Source organism: Massilia forsythiae, from assembly GCF_012849555.1.
In the GTDB taxonomy this organism is placed as follows: Bacteria; Pseudomonadota; Gammaproteobacteria; order Burkholderiales; family Burkholderiaceae_D; genus Telluria; species Telluria forsythiae.
The window spans coordinates 3,279,427-3,298,122 of sequence record NZ_CP051685.1 but is presented as its reverse complement, the minus strand read 5'-3'; the positions used below and the strand labels follow the sequence as shown (position 1 = coordinate 3,298,122).

18 protein-coding genes are annotated in these 18,696 nt (G+C 65.2%); 8 read left to right on the top strand and 10 right to left on the bottom strand.

Annotated elements, in window-relative coordinates; translation table 11 throughout:
- Positions 1-7: 7 nt before the first annotated feature.
- Both HH212_RS14165 and HH212_RS14160 read right to left on the bottom strand, forming a co-directional pair.
- Positions 8-811 carry a hypothetical protein gene (locus HH212_RS14165; RefSeq protein WP_170203063.1) on the bottom strand — a complete coding sequence of 268 codons (804 nt, stop codon included), beginning with the start codon at positions 809-811 and terminating at the stop codon, positions 8-10.
- Between the two features lie 755 nt (positions 812-1,566).
- On the bottom strand, positions 1,567-1,824 hold the full coding sequence (locus HH212_RS14160) for a hypothetical protein (RefSeq protein ID WP_170203062.1): 258 nt from the start codon (positions 1,822-1,824) through the stop codon (positions 1,567-1,569).
- On the opposite strand from HH212_RS14160, the gene yghU reads away from it, so the two are divergent.
- The 4 genes from yghU (at position 1,814) to HH212_RS14140 (ending at position 6,372) form a co-directional block, all read left to right on the top strand.
- On the top strand, positions 1,814-2,665 hold the full coding sequence (yghU, locus tag HH212_RS14155) for a glutathione-dependent disulfide-bond oxidoreductase (RefSeq protein WP_170203061.1): 852 nt from the start codon (positions 1,814-1,816) through the stop codon (positions 2,663-2,665). The genes HH212_RS14160 and yghU overlap by 11 nt on opposite strands.
- A gap of 215 nt (positions 2,666-2,880) precedes the next feature.
- Positions 2,881-3,900, top strand: coding sequence for an SDR family oxidoreductase (locus HH212_RS14150; RefSeq protein WP_170203060.1), 1,020 nt, complete (start codon positions 2,881-2,883; stop codon positions 3,898-3,900).
- Positions 3,901-4,281: 381 nt separating this feature from the next.
- Positions 4,282-4,821: a PRC-barrel domain-containing protein gene (locus HH212_RS14145; RefSeq protein ID WP_170203059.1), complete on the top strand. Its 540-nt coding sequence runs from the start codon at positions 4,282-4,284 to the stop codon at positions 4,819-4,821.
- 267 nt (positions 4,822-5,088) lie between these two features.
- Positions 5,089-6,372 carry an NYN domain-containing protein gene (locus HH212_RS14140; RefSeq protein ID WP_170203058.1) on the top strand — a complete coding sequence of 428 codons (1,284 nt, stop codon included), beginning with the start codon at positions 5,089-5,091 and terminating at the stop codon, positions 6,370-6,372.
- Between the two features lie 6 nt (positions 6,373-6,378).
- On the opposite strand, the gene hrpA is transcribed toward HH212_RS14140, so the two are convergent.
- Entirely contained in the window at positions 6,379-10,662 is a 4,284-nt protein-coding gene (hrpA, locus tag HH212_RS14135) for an ATP-dependent RNA helicase HrpA (RefSeq protein WP_170203057.1), read from the bottom strand.
- A gap of 55 nt (positions 10,663-10,717) precedes the next feature.
- Between hrpA and argA the strand changes: the two genes are divergently transcribed.
- The 3 genes from argA (at position 10,718) to HH212_RS14120 (ending at position 13,127) form a co-directional block, all read left to right on the top strand.
- The gene (gene argA, locus HH212_RS14130; RefSeq protein ID WP_170203056.1) at positions 10,718-12,031 is read left to right on the top strand and encodes an amino-acid N-acetyltransferase; all 1,314 of its coding nucleotides are present in this window, start codon (positions 10,718-10,720) and stop codon (positions 12,029-12,031) included.
- A gap of 224 nt (positions 12,032-12,255) precedes the next feature.
- Complete coding sequence (locus HH212_RS14125; protein ID WP_170203055.1) at positions 12,256-12,528, top strand: oxidative damage protection protein; 273 nt, start codon at positions 12,256-12,258, stop codon at positions 12,526-12,528.
- A 161-nt stretch (positions 12,529-12,689) separates the two neighbouring features.
- Complete coding sequence (locus HH212_RS14120) at positions 12,690-13,127, top strand: hypothetical protein (RefSeq protein WP_170203054.1); 438 nt, start codon at positions 12,690-12,692, stop codon at positions 13,125-13,127.
- A gap of 12 nt (positions 13,128-13,139) precedes the next feature.
- Here the strand turns inward: HH212_RS14120 and HH212_RS14115 are convergent, their stop codons facing one another.
- The 4 genes from HH212_RS14115 to HH212_RS14100 form a co-directional block, all read right to left on the bottom strand.
- A complete protein-coding gene (locus HH212_RS14115) occupies positions 13,140-13,511 on the bottom strand; it encodes a hypothetical protein (protein WP_170203053.1) in 372 nt (123 codons plus the stop codon).
- 19 nt (positions 13,512-13,530) lie between these two features.
- Entirely contained in the window at positions 13,531-14,208 is a 678-nt protein-coding gene (gene rpiA, locus HH212_RS14110) for a ribose-5-phosphate isomerase RpiA (protein ID WP_170203052.1), read from the bottom strand.
- 61 nt (positions 14,209-14,269) lie between these two features.
- A complete protein-coding gene (locus HH212_RS14105; RefSeq protein ID WP_170203051.1) occupies positions 14,270-14,737 on the bottom strand; it encodes a LuxR C-terminal-related transcriptional regulator in 468 nt (155 codons plus the stop codon).
- The gene (locus tag HH212_RS14100) at positions 14,734-14,904 is read right to left on the bottom strand and encodes a hypothetical protein (protein ID WP_170203050.1); all 171 of its coding nucleotides are present in this window, start codon (positions 14,902-14,904) and stop codon (positions 14,734-14,736) included. Before HH212_RS14100 ends, HH212_RS14105 begins: the two co-directional genes overlap by 4 nt.
- Positions 14,905-15,073: 169 nt before the next feature.
- On the opposite strand from HH212_RS14100, the gene HH212_RS14095 reads away from it, so the two are divergent.
- Positions 15,074-15,520, top strand: a complete 447-nt coding sequence (locus HH212_RS14095) for a hypothetical protein (protein ID WP_170203049.1) — start codon at positions 15,074-15,076, stop codon at positions 15,518-15,520.
- Here the strand turns inward: HH212_RS14095 and HH212_RS14090 are convergent.
- From HH212_RS14090 to edd, 3 genes are read right to left on the bottom strand one after another with little or no spacing between them, the layout of a single operon-like run.
- Positions 15,508-16,068, bottom strand: a complete 561-nt coding sequence (locus HH212_RS14090; RefSeq protein WP_211172342.1) for a Rhs element Vgr protein — start codon at positions 16,066-16,068, stop codon at positions 15,508-15,510. The genes HH212_RS14095 and HH212_RS14090 overlap by 13 nt on opposite strands.
- 8 nt (positions 16,069-16,076) lie before the next feature.
- Positions 16,077-16,703, bottom strand: a complete 627-nt coding sequence (gene eda / locus HH212_RS14085) for a bifunctional 4-hydroxy-2-oxoglutarate aldolase/2-dehydro-3-deoxy-phosphogluconate aldolase (RefSeq protein WP_170205439.1) — start codon at positions 16,701-16,703, stop codon at positions 16,077-16,079.
- A gap of 29 nt (positions 16,704-16,732) precedes the next feature.
- A complete protein-coding gene (edd, locus tag HH212_RS14080) occupies positions 16,733-18,658 on the bottom strand; it encodes a phosphogluconate dehydratase (RefSeq protein WP_170205440.1) in 1,926 nt (641 codons plus the stop codon).
- Between the last annotated feature and the right edge of the window lie 38 nt (positions 18,659-18,696).

Genomic DNA, 18,696 nt, shown 5'->3' with positions numbered 1-18,696 from the left:
ATTGAAATTATGGCGCAGGATGTGCTCCGTTGTCAGTCAATTTTTCCGCTGTAGCAAAACAGGCATACATTCGGTCATTGGCTTCTTTCTTGCACATGTCTAGTTCCCGGTAGAAATCCTCTCCTTTCCTTCCTTTGGCTTTAATGATTGCGTAGCAGACATTGATCTCTCGAATATTGATGTCCACGCAGATTTGATCCAACTCGGTTTTCGTTTTTCCGCTCGTCCCGCTATTTGGGCCTCGATCGTTATCTCGTGGCTCTTGACCTTGATTACATAGAATATGCCAATCACAGAGAATCTGCGGAGCAAAATATTGATGGCCGCTCTCAACCGGCTCAGGGGTTGTAGCTGGCAAGTATCCTGGAACATCAACAATAGGGATATTTGGATCAGGCACCGAATCCTCAGGGTCATTTGAGCACAGCCCTAGCTCTGCCATCTCCGCATAACAGTTCTCTGAATTGAGCATCCCACCTGAATGAGTGCTTTTTGGAGATAATCCTCTACTCCTCAACAGTAAGTTGCTGGTAACGCTGGCACGAAATGCGTTGTTGGTTCTGGCAACCAGTCCGGGGTGCATTTCTAAATAGCCTCCCCAAACAGCCGCAGCTTTTCCTAAAGAGTCAATGAAGCGCGATGCAGCCAATCCTTCAGGATCGGAATTACCGACGACTGGGACGAAACTTAGGAAACGCGAATCATTGTCTAGATCGAGAAGCGTTGCATCCGTATACTCTAGATCCATGCCAGCCGGAAGTGGGGAATCGATAGTAACACAGAGTTGGTTTTGCGGAACGGTGTTGTACAAGCATAGCTCCGCATAAGCGCTTGCGCCTACTACAATACGTAGCGGCACCTGAGAGATAAACGGTGCCTCGACAATATATCTTATCCCATTGGGCGTCCCATGAATCGGCCCACCAGAAGACGTTGACGGTTCATAAGGACTATCGCTCCCGGTGGAATCGGCATCTTGCAGATTGGTATGCGGAGCCGGAGAAACGGTAGAACTTACCTGCAGGGTTGTTTACAACAACTTCTCTGGCAGCACGAATAGTTTTTCTTCTCCCCACGCCGAGAAAAACATACTGACAAGCACAATACTTAAGACCGTACGCTTTGATGAAATTATTCTATCTTTTAAAAAACATTCTCCAATTATAATTTTACTCCTTGATAATTATTTCATTGAAAATCTAGAATTATGAATCAATGTTTTTCAAGAAAAATTAAAGAAAATATCCTTTCAATTTATTTCTCTTCGCTTCTTATAGAAACACTAAATTTATTGGTTCAATTGGATTTTCTTCAAGAAGTCCCCAAGAGCAAATTTGATACCGACCAGTTGAAATAAATTTTTTAGCCATATTCTAAATAATTTTTTAAAACTATTTTTGATTGTTAAAATCTAGAATTATTATGAATTTTCTATTATTAAGAATAATTTTACATGAAGAAAAACTCTTTTTATTAAAATTGTTGCGTGCGGCACGAAGACAATGCTATCCGCGCATCAAATATTCTCAATAATTAATATATAAAACAGTCACAACCACTACTGACCTATCTAATTCTTCCTGGATTATATAAAATTCCTTTTCTAAGATTTTTAGACAAAATAACAATTTTTGGCTGGTTACTCGAACGCACAATAGGGTGCAAATTGCCGGCTTTTTCGGTCCTACGATTCCACACGCCGTCATCGATTGCTGTCATCTCAAACCTACCTACATGCGCACCCGCATCCAGCAAGAATGTGAATTTTCCGGCATCATCCATCTCCTCGACAGCCATCGACAAGGAGCAGATAATGTCCAGCACCAACCCGTTCGAAGCCTACATCCCGCCCAAGGTCTGGTCGCCCGCCACGCCATCGGGCGGCGCCTTCGCCAGCATCAACCGCCCGATCGCCGGCGCCACCCACGAGCAGGAACTCCCGGTCGGCAAGCATCCGCTGCAGCTGTACTCGCTGGGCACGCCGAATGGCCAGAAGGTCACGATCCTGCTGGAGGAACTGCTGGATGCCGGCCACGCTGGCGCCGAATACGATGCCTGGCTCATCAAGATCAATGAGGGCGCCCAGTTCGGCAGCGGCTTCGTCGGCGTCAACCCGAACTCGAAGATTCCCGCCCTGCTCGACCGCAGCGGTAGCACGCCGGTGCGGGTGTTCGAATCCGGCTCGATCCTGGTCTACCTGGCCGAGAAGTTCGGCGCCTTTTTGCCCACCGACCCGGCGGCGCGCGCCGAAACCTTCAACTGGCTGATGTGGCAGATGGGATCGGCGCCCTTCGTCGGCGGCGGCTTCGGCCACTTCTATGCCTACGCGCCGGAAAAACTGGAATACCCGATCAACCGCTACGCCATGGAAACCAAGCGCCAGCTCGACGTGCTCGACCGCCTGCTGGCCGAGCGCCGCTTCGTGGCCGGCGACGAGTACAGCATCGCCGACATGGCGATCTGGCCGTGGTACGGTTGCCTGGTGCTGGGCGAGCTGTACGATGCCGGCGAATTCCTGGCGGTGCACCAGTACCAGCAGGTGCGGCGCTGGGCCGACGAGGTCGGCGCACGGCGCGGCGTGCAGCGCGGCCGCAAGGTCAACCGCGTGCGCGGCAAGCCGGAAGAGCAGGTGCTGGAGCGCCACGACGCCGCCGACCTGGACTGACCGCCAGGCTTGCACCTGCCGCCCCCGGCCGCGCGGCCGGGAGGCTTCCCCGCCGGCCGGCTGGCCGGCATGCCTTCGCTACAACCGCTGGCGCGGGCGCATCGGTTGCCCGCTCTCCTGAAGTATTTCCTGCTGTCTAAGGAACGCGCCTGCCTGCAGATAGAAGCTAGTATTTGTTCAATAAATACAGCATCCCACTTCAGGAGCCCGACAGCATGGATTCACAGCACGACAACCCCGACGACAAGAAAACCGCCGCGCGCCGCCGTTTCGTGGGCACGGTCGCCGCCGGCATCGCCGCGGCCCCTGCCCTGGCCCAGACCGGCGCACAGGGCGGCGCCGCGGCCACTGCCGGCGCGCGCCCGCTGACGCCGCCGCAATACCCGAAGCCGCCGTTCCAGCGCCAGCAGCAGGAATGGCCGGCCCTGGCCAGCAAGATGACGCCGCGTCCCGACCACGGCGAAACCACGTATAAAGGCAGCGGCCGCCTGACCGGACGGCGCGCGCTGATCACTGGCGGCGATTCCGGCATGGGCCGCGCGGCGGCGATCGCCTTTGCGCGCGAAGGCGCCGACGTGGCGATCGGCTACCTGCCGGCCGAGGAAGCCGATGCGCGCGAAGTCGTGGCCCTGATCCGCCAGGCCGGCCGCAAGGCGGTGACGGTGCCGGGCGACATCCGCGACGAAGCGTTCTGCAAGAAGATGGTGGCCGATGCCGCGCGCCAGTTGGGCGGCCTGGACATCCTGGTCAGCAACGCCGCGCGCCAGCAATCGATCGAATCGATCCTCGACCTGTCCACGGCGGAGATGGACTGGCACTTCAAGACCAATTTGTATGCGATGTTCTGGATCACCAAGGCAGCGATCCCGCTGATGCCGCCGGGCAGCAGCATCATCGTCACCGCCTCGGTGCAGGCCTACGATCCGTCGCCCAACCTGACCGCCTACTCGGCCACCAAGGGCGCGCAGGTGGCGTTCGTCAAGTCGCTGGCCAAGCAGCTGGCCGAGAAAGGGATCCGCGTAAATGCGGTGGCGCCGGGGCCGATATGGACGCCGTTGCAGGTGTGCGGCGGCCAGAGTCCGGGCGGCCTGGAAAAATTCGGCGCCGATTCGCCGATGAAGCGTCCCGGCCAGCCGGGCGAACTGGCGACGGCCTACGTGACGCTGGCGTCGGCCGAAGCGACGTACACCACCGGCCAGGTGTACGGCGTGGCCGGCGGCTCGGGCAATCCGTAACGTGATATGCGCCGCAGTGCAGGGTGGTTGTGGCCGGCCAGGTGCGGCTGGCCAGGTCAGCCCGGTCAGTGGCGCCGGCGCGGCAGTGACGCCACACAGCGCAGGCGCGCACCCAGCAATGCCGCGATGGCGGCTGCGCGCGAGCGGGTCGGGATCCGGTGACCGAGCGGGCCGGCATGGTTACAGCGTTGAAGAATCAACATCGTCGTTGCGCTCCGTTTTCGTTTGCATCTCATCCACGGAAAATATTGCCATCGATGGATGATACGGATGAGTCAGACGTGTACGCCATTGATTGATCTCAAATTTCCAGTATTTATTTCCGCCCCTGCGCGCACCAGCGTGGGGTTTTCCAACCACATCAATACCTGGAGAATGGCCATGAGCTATGCAGACCGCGACAAGTACGGCATGTACAAGGGCATCGACAGCGCCGGCCCCGGCCCGTCGCTGATGGGCGCCGACACGCTGCTCGGCGAGCGCGTCGTCAATGCCTACGAAGTGGAACTGGGCGAGATCAAGGAAATCATGCTCGACATGCAGACCGGCCAGGTCGCGTATGCGGTGCTCTCCTTTGGCGGCTTCCTGGGAGTGGGCGAAAAACTGTTCGCCGTGCCGTGGCAGGCGCTGCGCCTGGATACCGTGCAGAAGCGCTTCATCCTGAATGTCGACAAGGACCGCCTCAAGACCGCGCCCGGTTTCAACAAGGATGCCTGGCCCGACATGGCCGACATGCAGTGGGCCAACCAGGTCCACAGTTTCTACGGCACCGATCCGGGCCGTCCCGGCGCCGCCGGCCTGGACTCGGGCGCCGGCACGGCCGGCCTGGGCACGGGCAGCGGCGACAGTCTCGACCCGCGCGCCGGCAACCGGGGCGGCGATGACGACTTGAGCCGTATCCGCGGCAGCAATATCGGCTGAGGCAGCAGCCGCGCGCCGCGCCGGCCGCCCTTGTGCGCGGACGGCGTGGCCCATTCACGGGGCGGCGCCCTGTTCGCGCCGGCCTTGCGATCAAAACGCCGCTACGCAACCCGGTTCGGGACGGCATGGCCGCGACGCTGCGGTGTTGGTGTCGTTACTGCACAAAAGCGCTCGACTTCCTTGACGTTCATCAGTCCAATGACACGGCAACCGGCACGATGTCTGCCATAATTCTGGGAGACAACATTCCGATATCTTGAAACCCGAATGAAAAGTGCCCTGTTCGTCGACTTCGATAACATCTATTCCGGATTGCGCCAACTGGACCAGGCAACCGCCGACCGCTTCGCCAGCCGTCCCACGGAATGGATGGACTGGGTCATGAAATCGCTCGCCCTGCCGGAATTTGCGACCGAGGGAGCGCGGCGGCGCGTGCTGGTCAGGCGCTGCTACCTGAATCCGCAGGCTTACCAGCGTTTCCGGCCCTATTTCAACAAGGCCGGCTTCGAAATCATCGATTGCCCGGCCCTGACGACCGGCGGCAAGACCAGCACCGACATCCATATGGTGCTGGACATGATGGACCTTCTCCAGCACGAGGCGCATTACGACGAGTTCATCGTGTTTTCGGCCGATGCCGATTTCACGCCGGTGCTGCGCAAGCTGCGCCGTTGGGACCGGCGGACCACGGTCCTGGCGATCGGTTTTCCGTCGGCCGCCTACCGGGCTTCGGCCGACCTGGTGATCGACCAGGACGAGTTCGTGCGCAGCGCGCTGAACGTGCAGGAGGGCGGCGAAGCCGCATCCAAGCCGGAAAGGAAGACCACCGTGGCCGTCGCGTCCCAGCCCCTGGCTCCGGCAAGCGTGCCGGTGCATGACGCCGTGCCTTCCCTGCCGGTGCTCGACCAGATCATGGAACTCGTCAGGCAGGAGCTCGACACATCCAGGGAGCCGGTACCGTGCACGAAGATCGCTTCCGCCATTTCGCGCAACTTCAGTACGGTGGCGACCGATTGGAATGGCAAGGGCACGTTCCGCCGGTTCATGGAATCGCTTCAGTTAGAACCCCTGGTGCTCGACTGGAAATCCGCGGGCGGCTACATCGTGGACCCTGCGCGCCACCTGGCGGTCGGGAAGCCATGCGACCAGCAGGCACACGATGAATGGGGAAACGACGACCAGTTGTGGCTGGTCGCCAAGCAGATCCACGACGTAACCGGCGCGCCCTTGCTGAGTCCAGCGCGCTACCGCCACCTGTTCGAAGAAGTGGCGCTCGACGTCGGCAGCACGCCGTTTGCCTTCATCGACAGCGGCAAGCGGATACGCGACCGCTTCCGCCAGCTCGGCCGGCCGATCAGCCGCGCCGACATCACCTTCGTACTGCGTGGACTGCTGCTGCGCGGCCACCAGTTCGGCGAAGGAAACGACGCCCCCAAGGAGCTGGCCCGCACCTTCGCCAACAACGTCCGCTCGCTTTGCCTGCGCGAGCAGATCATGCTCGACCAAGCTACCGAATCGATCATCCGGCACTGGATCGAAGACATCGCATGAGCGCGCTCAGCGCAGCATCGACTCCCATACCTTCTGCAGCCGCTTGCTCGACACCGGCATCGGCGTGCGCAGCTCCTGCGCGAACAGCGACACGCGCAACTCTTCGAGCATCCAGCGGAAATCCGTCATGCGCGGGTCCAGCCCTTTCAATGGCTGGTTCTTGATGGTGCGCTGGAACTGGCTGGCAGCCGTCTGCCACTCCGCCATCAGCTGCGCGTCGCGCGCCGGATTGCCGCGCAGCTTTTCCAGGCGGATGTTCATCGCCTTCAGGTAACGCGGGAAGTGCGCCAGCTGGCTGTACTCGGTCTCGGCCACGAAGCGCTTGTGCACCAGTGCCTGCAATTGCGCCTGCATGTCGGCGGCCACCGCCGGCGCCAGGTTCTGCAGGCGCTTGGGCAGGCCGTGGAATTCGCCCAGGACCTGCCCGACCAGGCGCGCGATCTCGTTGATCAGCAGGCCGATGCGGCCCTTGCCCTCGTCGCGGCGCCTGTTGAACGACGCTGCATCGTGCGGCAGCGGGTCCTGCAGGCAGGCGATGTCGAGCGCCTTGTCGACGATCTGCGCGCGCAGTTCGTCGGGCGAGCCCACCGACATGAACTGCATGCCCATCTGCTGCAGGCCGGGCACGTTCTTCTCGGCGAATTTCAACTGGTCCTTGAACTGCAGCGCGAACAGGCGGCGCAGGCCGATGCGGTGGGTGCGCGCCGCCACGTTGGGGTCGTCGAACACTTCCAGGTCGCAGTGCGTGCCCTTGTCGACCAGCGCCGGGAAGCCGATCAGCGTCAGCTTGCCCTGGTTGATCTCCAGCAGTTCCGGCAACTCGCCGAAGGTCCAGGCGGTGATGTTGGTGTGCTGGGTGGCGGCCGCGTGCGTCGGCGCCGCCTGCGCCGCCGCTGGTGCCGCCGCGGGTGCGGGGCCGCCCTTGCCCGCCGCCGCATGCGGGACAGCGGATGGCGCGGCCTGCGATGCAGCCGCGCCGCCCTGCCCGCGTGCCGGCGCGCCGGGCTTGCCGCCGCCGAAGGCCGCCTGCAGCCGGCCCACGTTGGCAGGGCTCGCCCCGCCGCCGGCCGGCGTGGCTTCGGCCATGCGCTGGAAGCTCTGGCGCGCCTGGCCGCCCAGTTCCGCCTGCAGCGTCGCCAGGTTGCGGCCCATGTCGAGCTGGCGGCCATGCTCGTCGACCACCTTGAAGTTCATCGACAGGTGCGCCGGCAGCGTCTCCAGCTTGAAGTCCGTCGTCAGCACGCGCACGCCGGCCTGCGCCTGGATGTCGGCGATCAGCACGTCGATCAAATCGCCGCGGCCGAAGCTGACCGCGTCCTGGTTGCGCTCGAAGAAGCGCGCCGCGTACTCCGGCAGCGGCACGCAGTGGCGGCGCAGCTTTTGCGGCAGCGATTTCAACAGCAGCTGCACCTTTTCCTTCAGCATGCCCGGCACCAGCCAGCCGGCGCGCTCCTGCGGGATCTGGTTCAGCGCGAACAGCGGCACCGTCAAGGTCACGCCGTCGCGCGCGCTGCCCGGCTCGAAGTGGTACGACAAACCCATCTCGATGCCGGTGACGTTCATCGTCTTCGGGAACAGCTCGGTGGTGACGCCGGCCGCCTCGTGGCGCATCAGTTCCTCGCGCACCAGGTACAGCAATTTCGGGTTGTCGCGCGCCGCGTCCTTGTACCACTTCTCGAAGCCGGCGCCGTTGACGATATCCTGCGGCACCTGCTGGTCGTAGAAAGCGGCGATCAGCTGGTCATCCACCAGCACGTCCAGGCGGCGCGACTTGTGTTCGAGGTTCTCGATCTCGCGCACCAGCTTGTGGTTGTGGGCGAAGAACGGCGCGCGCGTGTCGTAGTCGCCCGCCACCAGCGCGTCGCGGATGAAGATCTCGCGCGCCTCCGCCGGGTTGTGCTGGGCGTAGTTGATGCGGCGCTGGGCGTACACCACGATGCCGTACAAAGTGGCGCGCTCGCTGGCGGTCACCTGGGCGCTGCGTTTTTCCCAGCGCGGCTCGCCCCAGGATTTCTTCAGCAGGTGGGCGCCGATCTTTTCGACCCACTCGGGCTGGATCTGGGCGACGCAGCGCGCGTACAGGCGCGTGGTCTCGACCAGTTCGGCCGCCATCACCCACTTGCCCGCCTTTTTGCCGAGCGTGGAGCCGGGCCAGATGTGGAACTTGATGCCGCGCGCGCCCAGGTAGACGCCCGCCTCGTCTTCGAGCTTGTAGCCGATGTTGCCGAGCAGGCCGGTCAGCAGCGCCAGGTGCACCTGGTCGTAGGTGGCGGCCAGCTCGTTCAGGCGCCAGCCCTGCTCCCTGACGATGGTGAGCAGCTGCGAATGCACGTCGCGCCATTCGCGCAGGCGCACCTGCGACAGGAAATTCTCGCGGCAGGTTTCCATCAGCTGGCGGTTGGTCTTCTTGTGCTCGATCGCCTGCTCGAACCAGCGCCAGATCTTCACGAAGCCGAGGAACTCGCTCTTCTCGTCGGCGAACTTCTTGTGCTTCTCGTCGGCCTGCTGCTGGTATTCCAGCGGCCGGTCGCGCGGATCCTGCACCGACAGCGCGGAAGCGATGATCAGCATCTCGGTGAGGCAGTTGTTGTCGACCGCCGCCAGGATCATGCGCCCGACGCGCGGGTCGAGCGGCAATTTCGCCAGCTTGCGGCCCAGCGGCGTCAGGTCGTTGGCGTCGTCGACGGCGCCGATCTCCTGCAGCAGCTGGTAGCCGTCGGCGATCGCCCGGCCCTGCGGCGGCTCGACGAAGGGAAAGGTCTCGACGTCGGCCAGGTGCAGCGACTTCATGCGCAGGATGACCGCCGCCAGCGACGAGCGCAGGATTTCCGGCTCGGTGAACTTGGGGCGCTGCAGGAAGTCGTTTTCCTCGTACAGGCGGATGCAGACGCCGTCGGCCACGCGGCCGCAGCGGCCGGCGCGCTGGTTGGCGGCCGACTGCGCGATCGGCTCGACCTGCAGCTGCTCGACCTTGTTGCGGAAGCTGTAGCGCTTTACCCGCGCCAGGCCGGCATCGACCACGTAGCGGATGCCCGGCACCGTCAGCGAAGTCTCGGCCACGTTGGTGGCCAGCACGATGCGGCGCGCGTTGGTGGTGCGGAACACGCGGTCCTGCTCTTCCACCGACAGGCGCGCGAACAGCGGCAGGATCTCGACGTGCGGTGGGTGGTGCTTCCTCAGCACCTCGGCGCAGTCGCGGATCTCGCGCTCGCCCGGCAGGAACACCAGCACATCGCCCTGCCCCAGGCGGCACAGTTCCTCGACGCCGTCGACCACGGCGTCCATCAGGTCGCGCTTGTCGCGCGCGGCCTGCGCCTTGGAGACGGCCTTGCCGCTGTCCGCCGCGCCGGCCGGCGCCGAATCGACGTCGCGCTCGACCGGGCGGTAGCGCACCTCGACCTTGTACAGGCGGCCCGAGACCTCGATGATCGGCACTTTCGTGTCCGGCGTGGCGAAGTGGCGCGCGAAGCGCTCGGCGTCGATGGTCGCCGAAGTGATGATGATCTTCAGGTCGGGACGGCGCGGCAGGATCTGCTTCAGATAGCCGAGCAGGAAGTCGATGTTCAGGCTGCGCTCGTGCGCCTCGTCGATGATGATGGTGTCGTAGGCGCGCAGCAGCGGATCGGTCTGCGTTTCCGCCAGCAGGATACCGTCGGTCATCAGCTTGACCCAGGCGCCCGGCTGCAGCGTGTCGTTGAAGCGCACCTTGTAGCCGACGTGCTCGCCAGCCGGCGTGCCCAGCTCCTGGGCGATGCGCTTGGCGGTGGACGAGGCGGCGATGCGGCGCGGCTGGGTGTGGCCGATCAAGCCCTTTTCGCCGCGCCCCAGTTCCAGGCAGATCTTCGGCAACTGCGTGGTCTTGCCCGAACCGGTCTCGCCGGAGACGATGATGACCTGGTGTTCGGTCAGCGCCTTGGCGATTTCCTGGCGCCGGCCGGAGACAGGCAGGTCTTCCGGAAACGTAATCGGCGGCAGCGGCGTGCGCAGCGGCGGCTTGCGTTCGCCGCGCGATTCGCGTGGTGCGCGCGGTTCGCGCACGCCGTCGCGTGCTTCGCGCCCTTCGCCCGGCTGGCGCTCCTGGCGCGGACGGCGTTCGCCGGCCGGACGCGCTTCTCGCGGCGCGCGGCCGGGCGCAGCGCCTTCGGCGCGGTGCGGGTGCTCGGGCACGGTCTGGAGGTCCGGCGTACGCGTCAGCGGCGCGCGCGCCTCGGCGGCGGACGGCGTCGGGGACGATGCGGGGGAAGCGGCATGCGCCGGGCTCGGCAGGGGCTTGTTACTCTGTTCGGACATTGATTTTTACAAGGTATTTGGTGCGCATATCGCGCAGCGAATTATAATGCGGCAAATGGAAAACCCTACCCAATTCGTCCAGTGGCTGCGCTCGGTCGCACCGTATATTCATGCGTTCGGCGGCAAGACCTTCGTCGTCGCCTTCCCCGGTGAACTCGTGGCCGCCGGCGCCCTGCCGGTGCTGGCGCAGGACCTGTCGCTGCTGGTCGGACTCGGTATCCGCGTGGTGCTGGTGCACGGCTCGCGTCCGCAGGTGGCCGAGCAGCTGGCGCTGCGCAACGTCGAGGGCCGCTTCCACAACGGCGTGCGCATCACCGACACCGCGGCCATGGAATGCGCCAAGGAAGCCGCCGGCGAACTGCGCCTGGACATCGAGGCCGCCTTCAGCCAGGGGTTACCGAACACGCCGATGTCGAATGCCGAGATCAGCATCGTCTCCGGCAACTTCGTGCTGGCGCGCCCGCTCGGCGTGATCGACGGCGTCGACCACGAACTGACCGGCGTCACCCGCCGCATCGCCGCCGACAAGATCCACCCGATCCTGCAGACCGAGGACAACATCGTGCTGCTGTCGCCGCTCGGCTTTTCGCCGACCGGCGAGGTGTTCAACCTCACCATGGAAGACGTGGCGGTATCGGCCGCCATTGCCCTGCGCGCCGACAAGCTGATCTTCATCACCGAGACGCCGCTGATGTCGGACATCGCCGGCGCCGAGATCCGCGAACTGTCGTCGCACCAGGCCGAAGCGGTGCTGCAGGCGCACTTCCTGCCGCCGGACGCCGCCTTCTACCTGCAGCACGCCATCAAGGCCTGCCACAGCGGCGTCGACCGGGTGCACGTGGTGCCATACGAGATGGACGGCTCCGCGCTGCTGGAGCTGTTCACCCACGACGGCGTCGGCACCATGATCAGCCACGAAAACCTGGAAAGCCTGCGCCAGGCCTCAATTGAGGACGTCGGCGGAATTATCAAGCTGATCGAGCCGCTGGAAGCCGACGGCACGCTGGTCAAGCGCGGCCGCGAGCTGATCGAGCGCGAGATCGAGCAGTTTTCCGTCATCGAGCACGACGGCGTGATCTTCGGCTGCGCCGCCCTGTATCCGTTCCCGGAATCGAAGATGGCGGAAATGGCCTGCCTGACCGTCAGCAGCGAGGCGCAGGCCCAGGGCGACGGCGAGCGCATCCTGAAGCACATGGAAAACCGCGCGCGCGCCGCCGGCATGACCAAGCTGTTCGTCCTGACCACGCGCACCTCGCACTGGTTCAAGAAGCGCGGCTTCATGCCGGCCACGGTGGACGACCTGCCGAAGGACCGGGCGCACATGTACAACTGGCAGCGCAGGTCGCAAATCCTGATCAAGACGCTGTAAGCCACCTCGTCGTCCCCGCGCAGGCGGGGACCCATACACAGGTAAAGATACAAGAGAAGCTGGCTTATCGCCGACGGCACCGGCTCCGGCACGTCAGCATGGGTCCCCGCCTGCGCGGGGACGACGGCAATATGTGCGCAGTATCCTTATCCAGATACCGCCCAGGTAGGTTTTCCCCGCCCCCTTTATAATCACGCTTTCAGATCCCAACCAGGAGCAAAACAATGGCCCGCACCGTCCACTGCATCAAACTGAACAAGGAAGCCGAAGGCCTCGACATGCTGCCGTACCCTGGCGAACTCGGCAAGCGCATCTATGAAAACGTGTCGAAGGAAGCCTGGCAGGGCTGGCTCAAGCACCAGACCATGCTGATCAACGAAAACCGCCTGAACATGGCCGATGCGCGCGCGCGCAAGTACCTGGCCGTGCAGATGGAAAAGCATTTCTTCGGCGAAGGCGCCGACCAGGCGCAAGGCTACGTGCCGCCGGCGGCCTGAAGCACGCGAGCGCCCGGTCCGGCATGCCGGACAGTGTCGTCACGACGCCATTCCCGCTGCCGCCGGAATGGCGTTGTCGTATCCGATCGTATCAAAAGGACATTGCAAACGGCGCCATCCGGCCTAGAATGCAGGCAGGATGAACGCGCGAGGAAGCTGCGATGAAACCTGCTCGACGCGGCGCAGCGGCCCGCCTGATCTTGTCGCTGGCGACGGGCGCCGTCCTGTCGGGATGCGCGGTCTACGCCCCGCCCTACGCGGCCTACGACCCGGCGCCGCTGGCCGCGTCCTACTATGCCTATTCCACGCCCTACCCCTACCATTCGCCCTACTACTACCCATACGGCTATGCGCGCCAGGGCTACGCCGGGCCGCCGCTGTCGCTCGACTTCGGCTACTACGGGTACCGCCATGGCGGCAACCACGGCTGGGGCGCGACTCCCGGCTGGCGCGGACACGGCTGGAACCGCGGCGGCGTCGGCGGCTACCGCGGCGGCGGGCGCGCGTTCGGCGGCGGCCGTGGCGGGTTCAGCGGAGGAAGAGGTGGATTCGGCGCTGGCCGCGGCGGCTTCCATGGCGGCGGACGCGGCCACCGTTGACGCCGCGCCGGCTCACATCTGCCGGCACTGGCGCAGTTCGCAGCGCGCCATGAACACCTTGCCGTCGTCGCACTGCATGCGGTAGACCTCGACCGGCCCCGGATCGGTGATCAGGCCGGCGCCCTGCCCGCCGCTGCACGCCTGCTTGCGCGCCATGGTTTCCACCGTGGCCGAGGACACGCCGGTGCGGAACGGGATCTTCTGGATCGGCGCGCCGCCGGCATCGGCCAGGCCGGACGGCGTGCTGCGCAGCGGCGCCGCCGGCGCCGGCATCCTGCCGTGGAGCGCCGAGCAGCCGGCCAGCAGCGCGGCGCACAGCAAGGCGGCGAACGGGGCGCGGGCAGCCCCGGGCAGGCATCGGATGGCACGGTGTGGCGTCGGCATGGGCGTCCTCGCAGGCGGATCAGTAGGTGGTCGTGGTCACGCCGCCGCCGGTGCCCAGCAGGCAGACGTCGGCGCCGCGGCGCGCGAACAGGCCGACGGCGATCACGCCGACGATCTGGTTGATCTCGGCTTCCAGCGCGGCCGGATCGGTAATGGACAGGCCGGCCACGTCCAGCAGGTGACCGCCGTTGTCGGTGACGAAAGGCGCGTCGCTGCCCGGTTTCAGGCGCAGGCGCGGCTGGCCGCCCAGTGCGACGAGCCTGCGCGCCACGGCGGCGCGCGCCATCGGCACCACCTCGACCGGCAGCGGGAACGTGCCCAGGGCCGGCACCAGCTTGGAACCGTCGGCGATGCACACGAAACGCCTTGCTACCGAAGCCACGATCTTCTCGCGCGTCAGCGCGGCGCCGCCGCCCTTGATCATGGCGCCGGACGCGTCGATCTCGTCGGCGCCGTCGACGTACACCGAGATCGACTCGACGTCGTTCAGGTCGTAGACGGCGATGCCGTGGCCGCGCAGGCGCGCGGCGGTCGCTTCCGACGACGCCACCGCGCCCTTGATGCGCGCCTTGATCTTGCCGAGTTCGTCGATGAAGTAATTGGCGGTCGAGCCGGTGCCGACGCCGATGATCTCGCCGTCGACCACGTAATCGATGGCGGTGCGGGCCACGGCCTGCTTGAGTTCGTCCTGAGTCATGATAGGGATAGCAGTGGAAAGAATCCCGCCATTCTAACGGATCGCCGCGTGCGCCCGGCCATCAGATCAGCCTCAGCATGGCCGCCTTGAGCACGCCGGCGGTCTTGTTGACCGCGCCCAGCTTGCGCAGCGCATTATCGATGTGGAAGAGCACGGTGCGCTCGGAGATGCGCAGGATACCGGCCGCCTCGGCCGCGGTCTTGCCATCGGCGGCCCAGCGCAGCACCTCGACCTCGCGTCCGGTCAGCCGGATCGAGGCCTGGCCGTCCGGCCGCGCAGCCAGCACCCGCTCCAGCGCAGCGTGCGCGGCCTGCGCCAGCCACGCCACCTGCGGCGCCTTGGCGCGGAACTCGTCGGGCGCGATGACGCCCTGCGGACGCGCCAGCGTCAGCAGGCTGGCGACGCCCTTGATGTCATGGGTGGGCTGGGCCCAGCCGAAGTGCAGTCCGTGGGCGCGCGCATCGGCCCACAGTGTTTCCGTGCCGGCGAACACTTCGTCGCTCCACAGCAAGGGGCTGACCGAGGTCATCGCATGCCGAGCGCGCAGTAGTCGAAGCCGAGTTCGGCGGCGGCCGGCGCCAGCACGGCAAGCAGGTCCGCTTCGCCATGCGCCTGCGCCAGGCGCGCCTGCCAATTCGTTTGCCAGGCCTGCCGATCCTGCTGCCGTTCCTGCCGCTCGTCGCCGTATCGATTCACCCGATCCTCACCATGCCAACCGCACCGTCGCCGCCATCGCCCCGCCGGCCCGTAAGAACTTACAGTTTCCGGCCGGGCGCCGTGGGGCTATGCTGCCATCGTCGCATCCAACGATGTCATGCATATTCAAGATCGATATTACAACATGAACTGCCGTTGGCCCCAGCGCTTGTCCCTGTTTGCCCTGATCCCCGTCCTCATCGCGAGCGCCGCCATGGGCACGGGCCGCGATGGCACGACGCCGGCAGCGGCCGGCGGCGCCTCGCACCTGCCGCTGCCGGCGCCATACGCGCAGCTGCACGACATACAGGCGCGCCCGATGAACCACCTGGATTTTTCCGTCTGGCTGCTGCACCGCGCGGCCGACGCCACCGTCGACGCCACCGCGCGCCGCCAGGCCATCCGGGCCGGCGAGCGGGCGGTTCGCCATCTGCGCCGCTGGCGCGCCTGCCTGCGCCAGGAGCAAGGCACCTTGCGCCTGCTGGCGAGCCTGGCCGCGCCATCCGCTGCGGATGCGCCGGCGCCCGTCCGCCCCGCCGCAGCGGGCGGCGCGCAGCTGGCGACGGCAGCGAAAAGCGGATCGAAGCAACCGGCTGGACGGGTTCAGCCGGGTTGAACGCGTGGCCGCGCCAGTTTGCGCGCCAGGCCGCGCGGCAGGCTGTCCACATCGCATGGATCGGCCAGGAAGCCGGCCAGCACCCGTTCATACAACGCCAGTGCGCCCGCGTAGCGGCGCTGGCGCATCGCTTCCGGCTTGCGCAGGTGCTTCAAGGCGAAGTAATCGGCCAGCAGATCGCCCTGCGCTTCCATGTTGTAGTCGGCCAGCGTGGCGCCTTCGCGCAGGTCGTAATGGTAGGTCAGGCCGATGCGGATGGCGCCGCGCAGCCGGACCGGGTAGCCGAGTTGGTGCTGCCAGACGTGCACCATCTCGTGCATGAACCAGTGCACCACGGCCGGCACGCCGGCGGTGTAGTCGGGCAGGAAGCAGGAGTGGTGAAAATAGATGCTGCCGTTGGGCGTCATGGCGCAGTTTTTCGGCTGCAGCCCGAACGGCAGGTAGCGCCGGTTGTGCACGCGCACCCGGGCAGGGTCGATGGCGCCGCCGAACAGCAGCGACGCCATCGCGATCTCGCGCGCCGTCAATAGCCGCGCCAATCGTTGCATATGCGCGATCAGGCCGGCTTGCGCAGCGCCGCGGCGGCCTTGGCCAGCTCGGTGATCAGGCCCCAGTCGCCGGCCTTGATGGCGTCGGCCGGGGTCAGCCAGGAGCCGCCCACGCAGGCGACATTCTTCAGTGCCAGGAATTCCGGCGCGGTCTCGATCGAGATGCCGCCGGTCGGGCAGAAGGTCACGTCCGGCAGCGGACCGGCGATCGACTTCAGCATGCCGACGCCGCCGGCCGGCACCGCCGGGAACAGTTTCAGCTGCTTGAAGCCGGCTTCGCGCGCCACCATCACTTCGGACGGCGTCATGCAGCCCGGCAGCAGCGGCAGGCCGCTGGTCTTGGCGGCGTCGATCAGCGCCGGGGTCAGGCCGGGCGACACGCCGAACACCGCGCCGGCGTCGCGCGCCGCGGCGAATTCTTCCGGCTGGGTCAGGGTACCGACGCCGACGATGGCGCCTTCGACCTGCGCCATGGCGCGGATCGCGCCCAGGCCGTGCCTGGTGCGCAGCGTGACTTCCAGCACGCGGATGCCGCCCGCGATCAGGGCTTGCGCCAAGGGCACGGCGTGCTCGGGGTCGTCGATCGCGATGACGGGGATCACGCTCGCCGAGCGCATGATGTCCAGCAGGTTCATGTCGGTACTCATATCGGTGCTCATCTCACTCATTTGGTGTCGTTGGTCTTGCGGAACAAAAAGTCCTCGTCCGAACCCGGCATGATCTCGCCGGTGTCGGTGCCTTCGTGCAGCGGCACCGTGGTCTGGCGCGGCGACGGCAGCGGGAAGGTGGCGGCGCCCTGCTCGGCTTCGCTGATGGTCTTGCGGAACACGTCGAACAGTTCGCGGCCCATGCCGATGTGGCTGGACGACAGGTCGGCGGTGGCCTGCTTGCGCGCATGCCACACGTCGGCCGGGACCAGCGCGTCCAGCGTGCCTTGCGTGGCGTCGAGGCGGATGATATCACCGTCGCGCACCAGGCCGAGCGGACCGCCGGCCAGGATTTCCGGCGAGACGTGGATCGCCGCCGGCACCTTGCCGGAGGCGCCCGACATGCGGCCGTCGGTCACCAGCGCCACGTGGCGGCCGGCATCCTGCAGGTTCGACAGCGCCGGGGTCAGCGCGTGCAGTTCCGGCATGCCGTTGGCGCGCGGACCCTGGAAGCGCAGCACCGCCACGAAGTCCTTGTTGAGCTGGCCGGCCTGGTAGGCGTGCATGAAGTCTTCCTGCGAATCGAAGGTCAGCGCCGGCGCCTCGACGATGTGGTGCTCCTTCTTGACCGCCGAGATCTTCATCACCGCGCGGCCCAGGTTGCCCTGCACCAGCGCCAGGCCGCCGTCCGGGCTGAACGGATTGTCGGCGGTGCGCAGCACGTTCTCGTCGCCGCTCTTTTCCGGCAGGTCGCGCCAGACCACGTTTTCGCCGTCCAAAAAGGCTTCCTTGCAGTGGGCGCGCAGGCCGCGTCCCAGGACGGTATTCACGTCGTCGTGCGCCAGGCCGGCGTCGAGCAGCGAGCGGATCACGAAGGTCGGGCCGCCGGCGGCCTGGAAGTGGTTCACGTCGGCGTCGCCGTTCGGGTACACGCGCGCCAGCAGCGGCACCACTTTCGACAGTTCGTCGAAGTCGTTCCAGTCGATCACGATGCCGGCCGCGCGCGCAATGGCGATCAGGTGCAGCGTGTGGTTGGTCGAGCCGCCGGTAGCGTGCAGCGCGGCGATGGCGTTGACGATGCTCTTTTCGTCGACGACGTGGCCGACCGGAATGTAGTGCTCGCCCTGCTGCGAGATTGCCACCGCCTGGCGCGCGGCGGCGCGCGTGAGCGCTTCGCGCAGCGGCGTGCCGGGGCTGACGAAGGCCGCGCCCGGCAGGTGCAGGCCCATCATTTCCATCAGCATCTGGTTGCTGTTGGCGGTGCCGTAGAAGGTGCAGGTGCCGGCGCCGTGGTAGGCACGCGCCTCCCCTTCCAGCAGTTCCTCGCGCGTGGCCTCGCCCTTGGCGTAGCGCTGGCGCACCGCCGCCTTTTCCTTGTTCGAGATACCGGTCGACATCGGGCCGCCCGGCACGAACACGGCCGGGATGTGGCCGAAGTGCAGCGCGCCGATCAAGAGGCCCGGCACGATCTTGTCGCAGATGCCGAGGTACAGGGCGGCGTCGAACATGTTGTGCGACAGCGCGATGGCGGTCGACATGGCGATGGTGTCGCGCGAGAACAGCGACAGTTCCATGCCCGGCTGGCCCTGCGTCACGCCGTCGCACATGGCCGGCACGCCGCCGGCGAACTGGGCCACGGCGCCGATCTGGCGCACGGCGTCCTTGATCACCTGCGGATAGGTCTCGAACGGCTGGTGCGCCGACAGCATGTCGTTGTACGACGAAACGATCGCCACCGACGGCACCTTTTGCTGGCGCAATTTGAGCTTGTCGTTGACCGGGAAGGCGGCGAAGCCGTGGGCCAGGTTGGTGCACGCCAGCACGCCGCGCTGTACGCCCTTGATGCGGGCGGCGTCGAGATGCGCGAGGTAGGCCTGGCGCGACGGCCGGCTGCGCTCGATGATGCGCTGGGTCACCTTCTCTACTACGGGATGCACCATGATCGTTCCTTGTAAATTAATTTCTGAAATTTTACTACGAA

Excerpts from the sequence above, each read along its gene's own strand:
- yghU (WP_170203061.1), top strand. The coding sequence starts at position 1,814 with ATGTCCAGCACCAACCCGTTCGAAGCCTACATCCCGCCCAAGGTCTGG.
- HH212_RS14150 (WP_170203060.1), top strand. The coding sequence starts at position 2,881 with ATGGATTCACAGCACGACAACCCCGACGACAAGAAAACCGCCGCGCGC.
- HH212_RS14145 (WP_170203059.1), top strand. The coding sequence starts at position 4,282 with ATGAGCTATGCAGACCGCGACAAGTACGGCATGTACAAGGGCATCGAC.
- HH212_RS14140 (WP_170203058.1), top strand. The coding sequence starts at position 5,089 with ATGAAAAGTGCCCTGTTCGTCGACTTCGATAACATCTATTCCGGATTG.
- hrpA (WP_170203057.1), bottom strand. The coding sequence starts at position 10,662 with ATGTCCGAACAGAGTAACAAGCCCCTGCCGAGCCCGGCGCATGCCGCT.
- argA (WP_170203056.1), top strand. The coding sequence starts at position 10,718 with ATGGAAAACCCTACCCAATTCGTCCAGTGGCTGCGCTCGGTCGCACCG.
- HH212_RS14125 (WP_170203055.1), top strand. The coding sequence starts at position 12,256 with ATGGCCCGCACCGTCCACTGCATCAAACTGAACAAGGAAGCCGAAGGC.
- HH212_RS14120 (WP_170203054.1), top strand. The coding sequence starts at position 12,690 with ATGAAACCTGCTCGACGCGGCGCAGCGGCCCGCCTGATCTTGTCGCTG.
- HH212_RS14115 (WP_170203053.1), bottom strand. The coding sequence starts at position 13,511 with ATGCCGACGCCACACCGTGCCATCCGATGCCTGCCCGGGGCTGCCCGC.
- rpiA (WP_170203052.1), bottom strand. The coding sequence starts at position 14,208 with ATGACTCAGGACGAACTCAAGCAGGCCGTGGCCCGCACCGCCATCGAT.
- HH212_RS14105 (WP_170203051.1), bottom strand. The coding sequence starts at position 14,737 with ATGACCTCGGTCAGCCCCTTGCTGTGGAGCGACGAAGTGTTCGCCGGC.
- HH212_RS14090 (WP_211172342.1), bottom strand. The coding sequence starts at position 16,068 with ATGCAACGATTGGCGCGGCTATTGACGGCGCGCGAGATCGCGATGGCG.
- eda (WP_170205439.1), bottom strand. The coding sequence starts at position 16,703 with ATGAACCTGCTGGACATCATGCGCTCGGCGAGCGTGATCCCCGTCATC.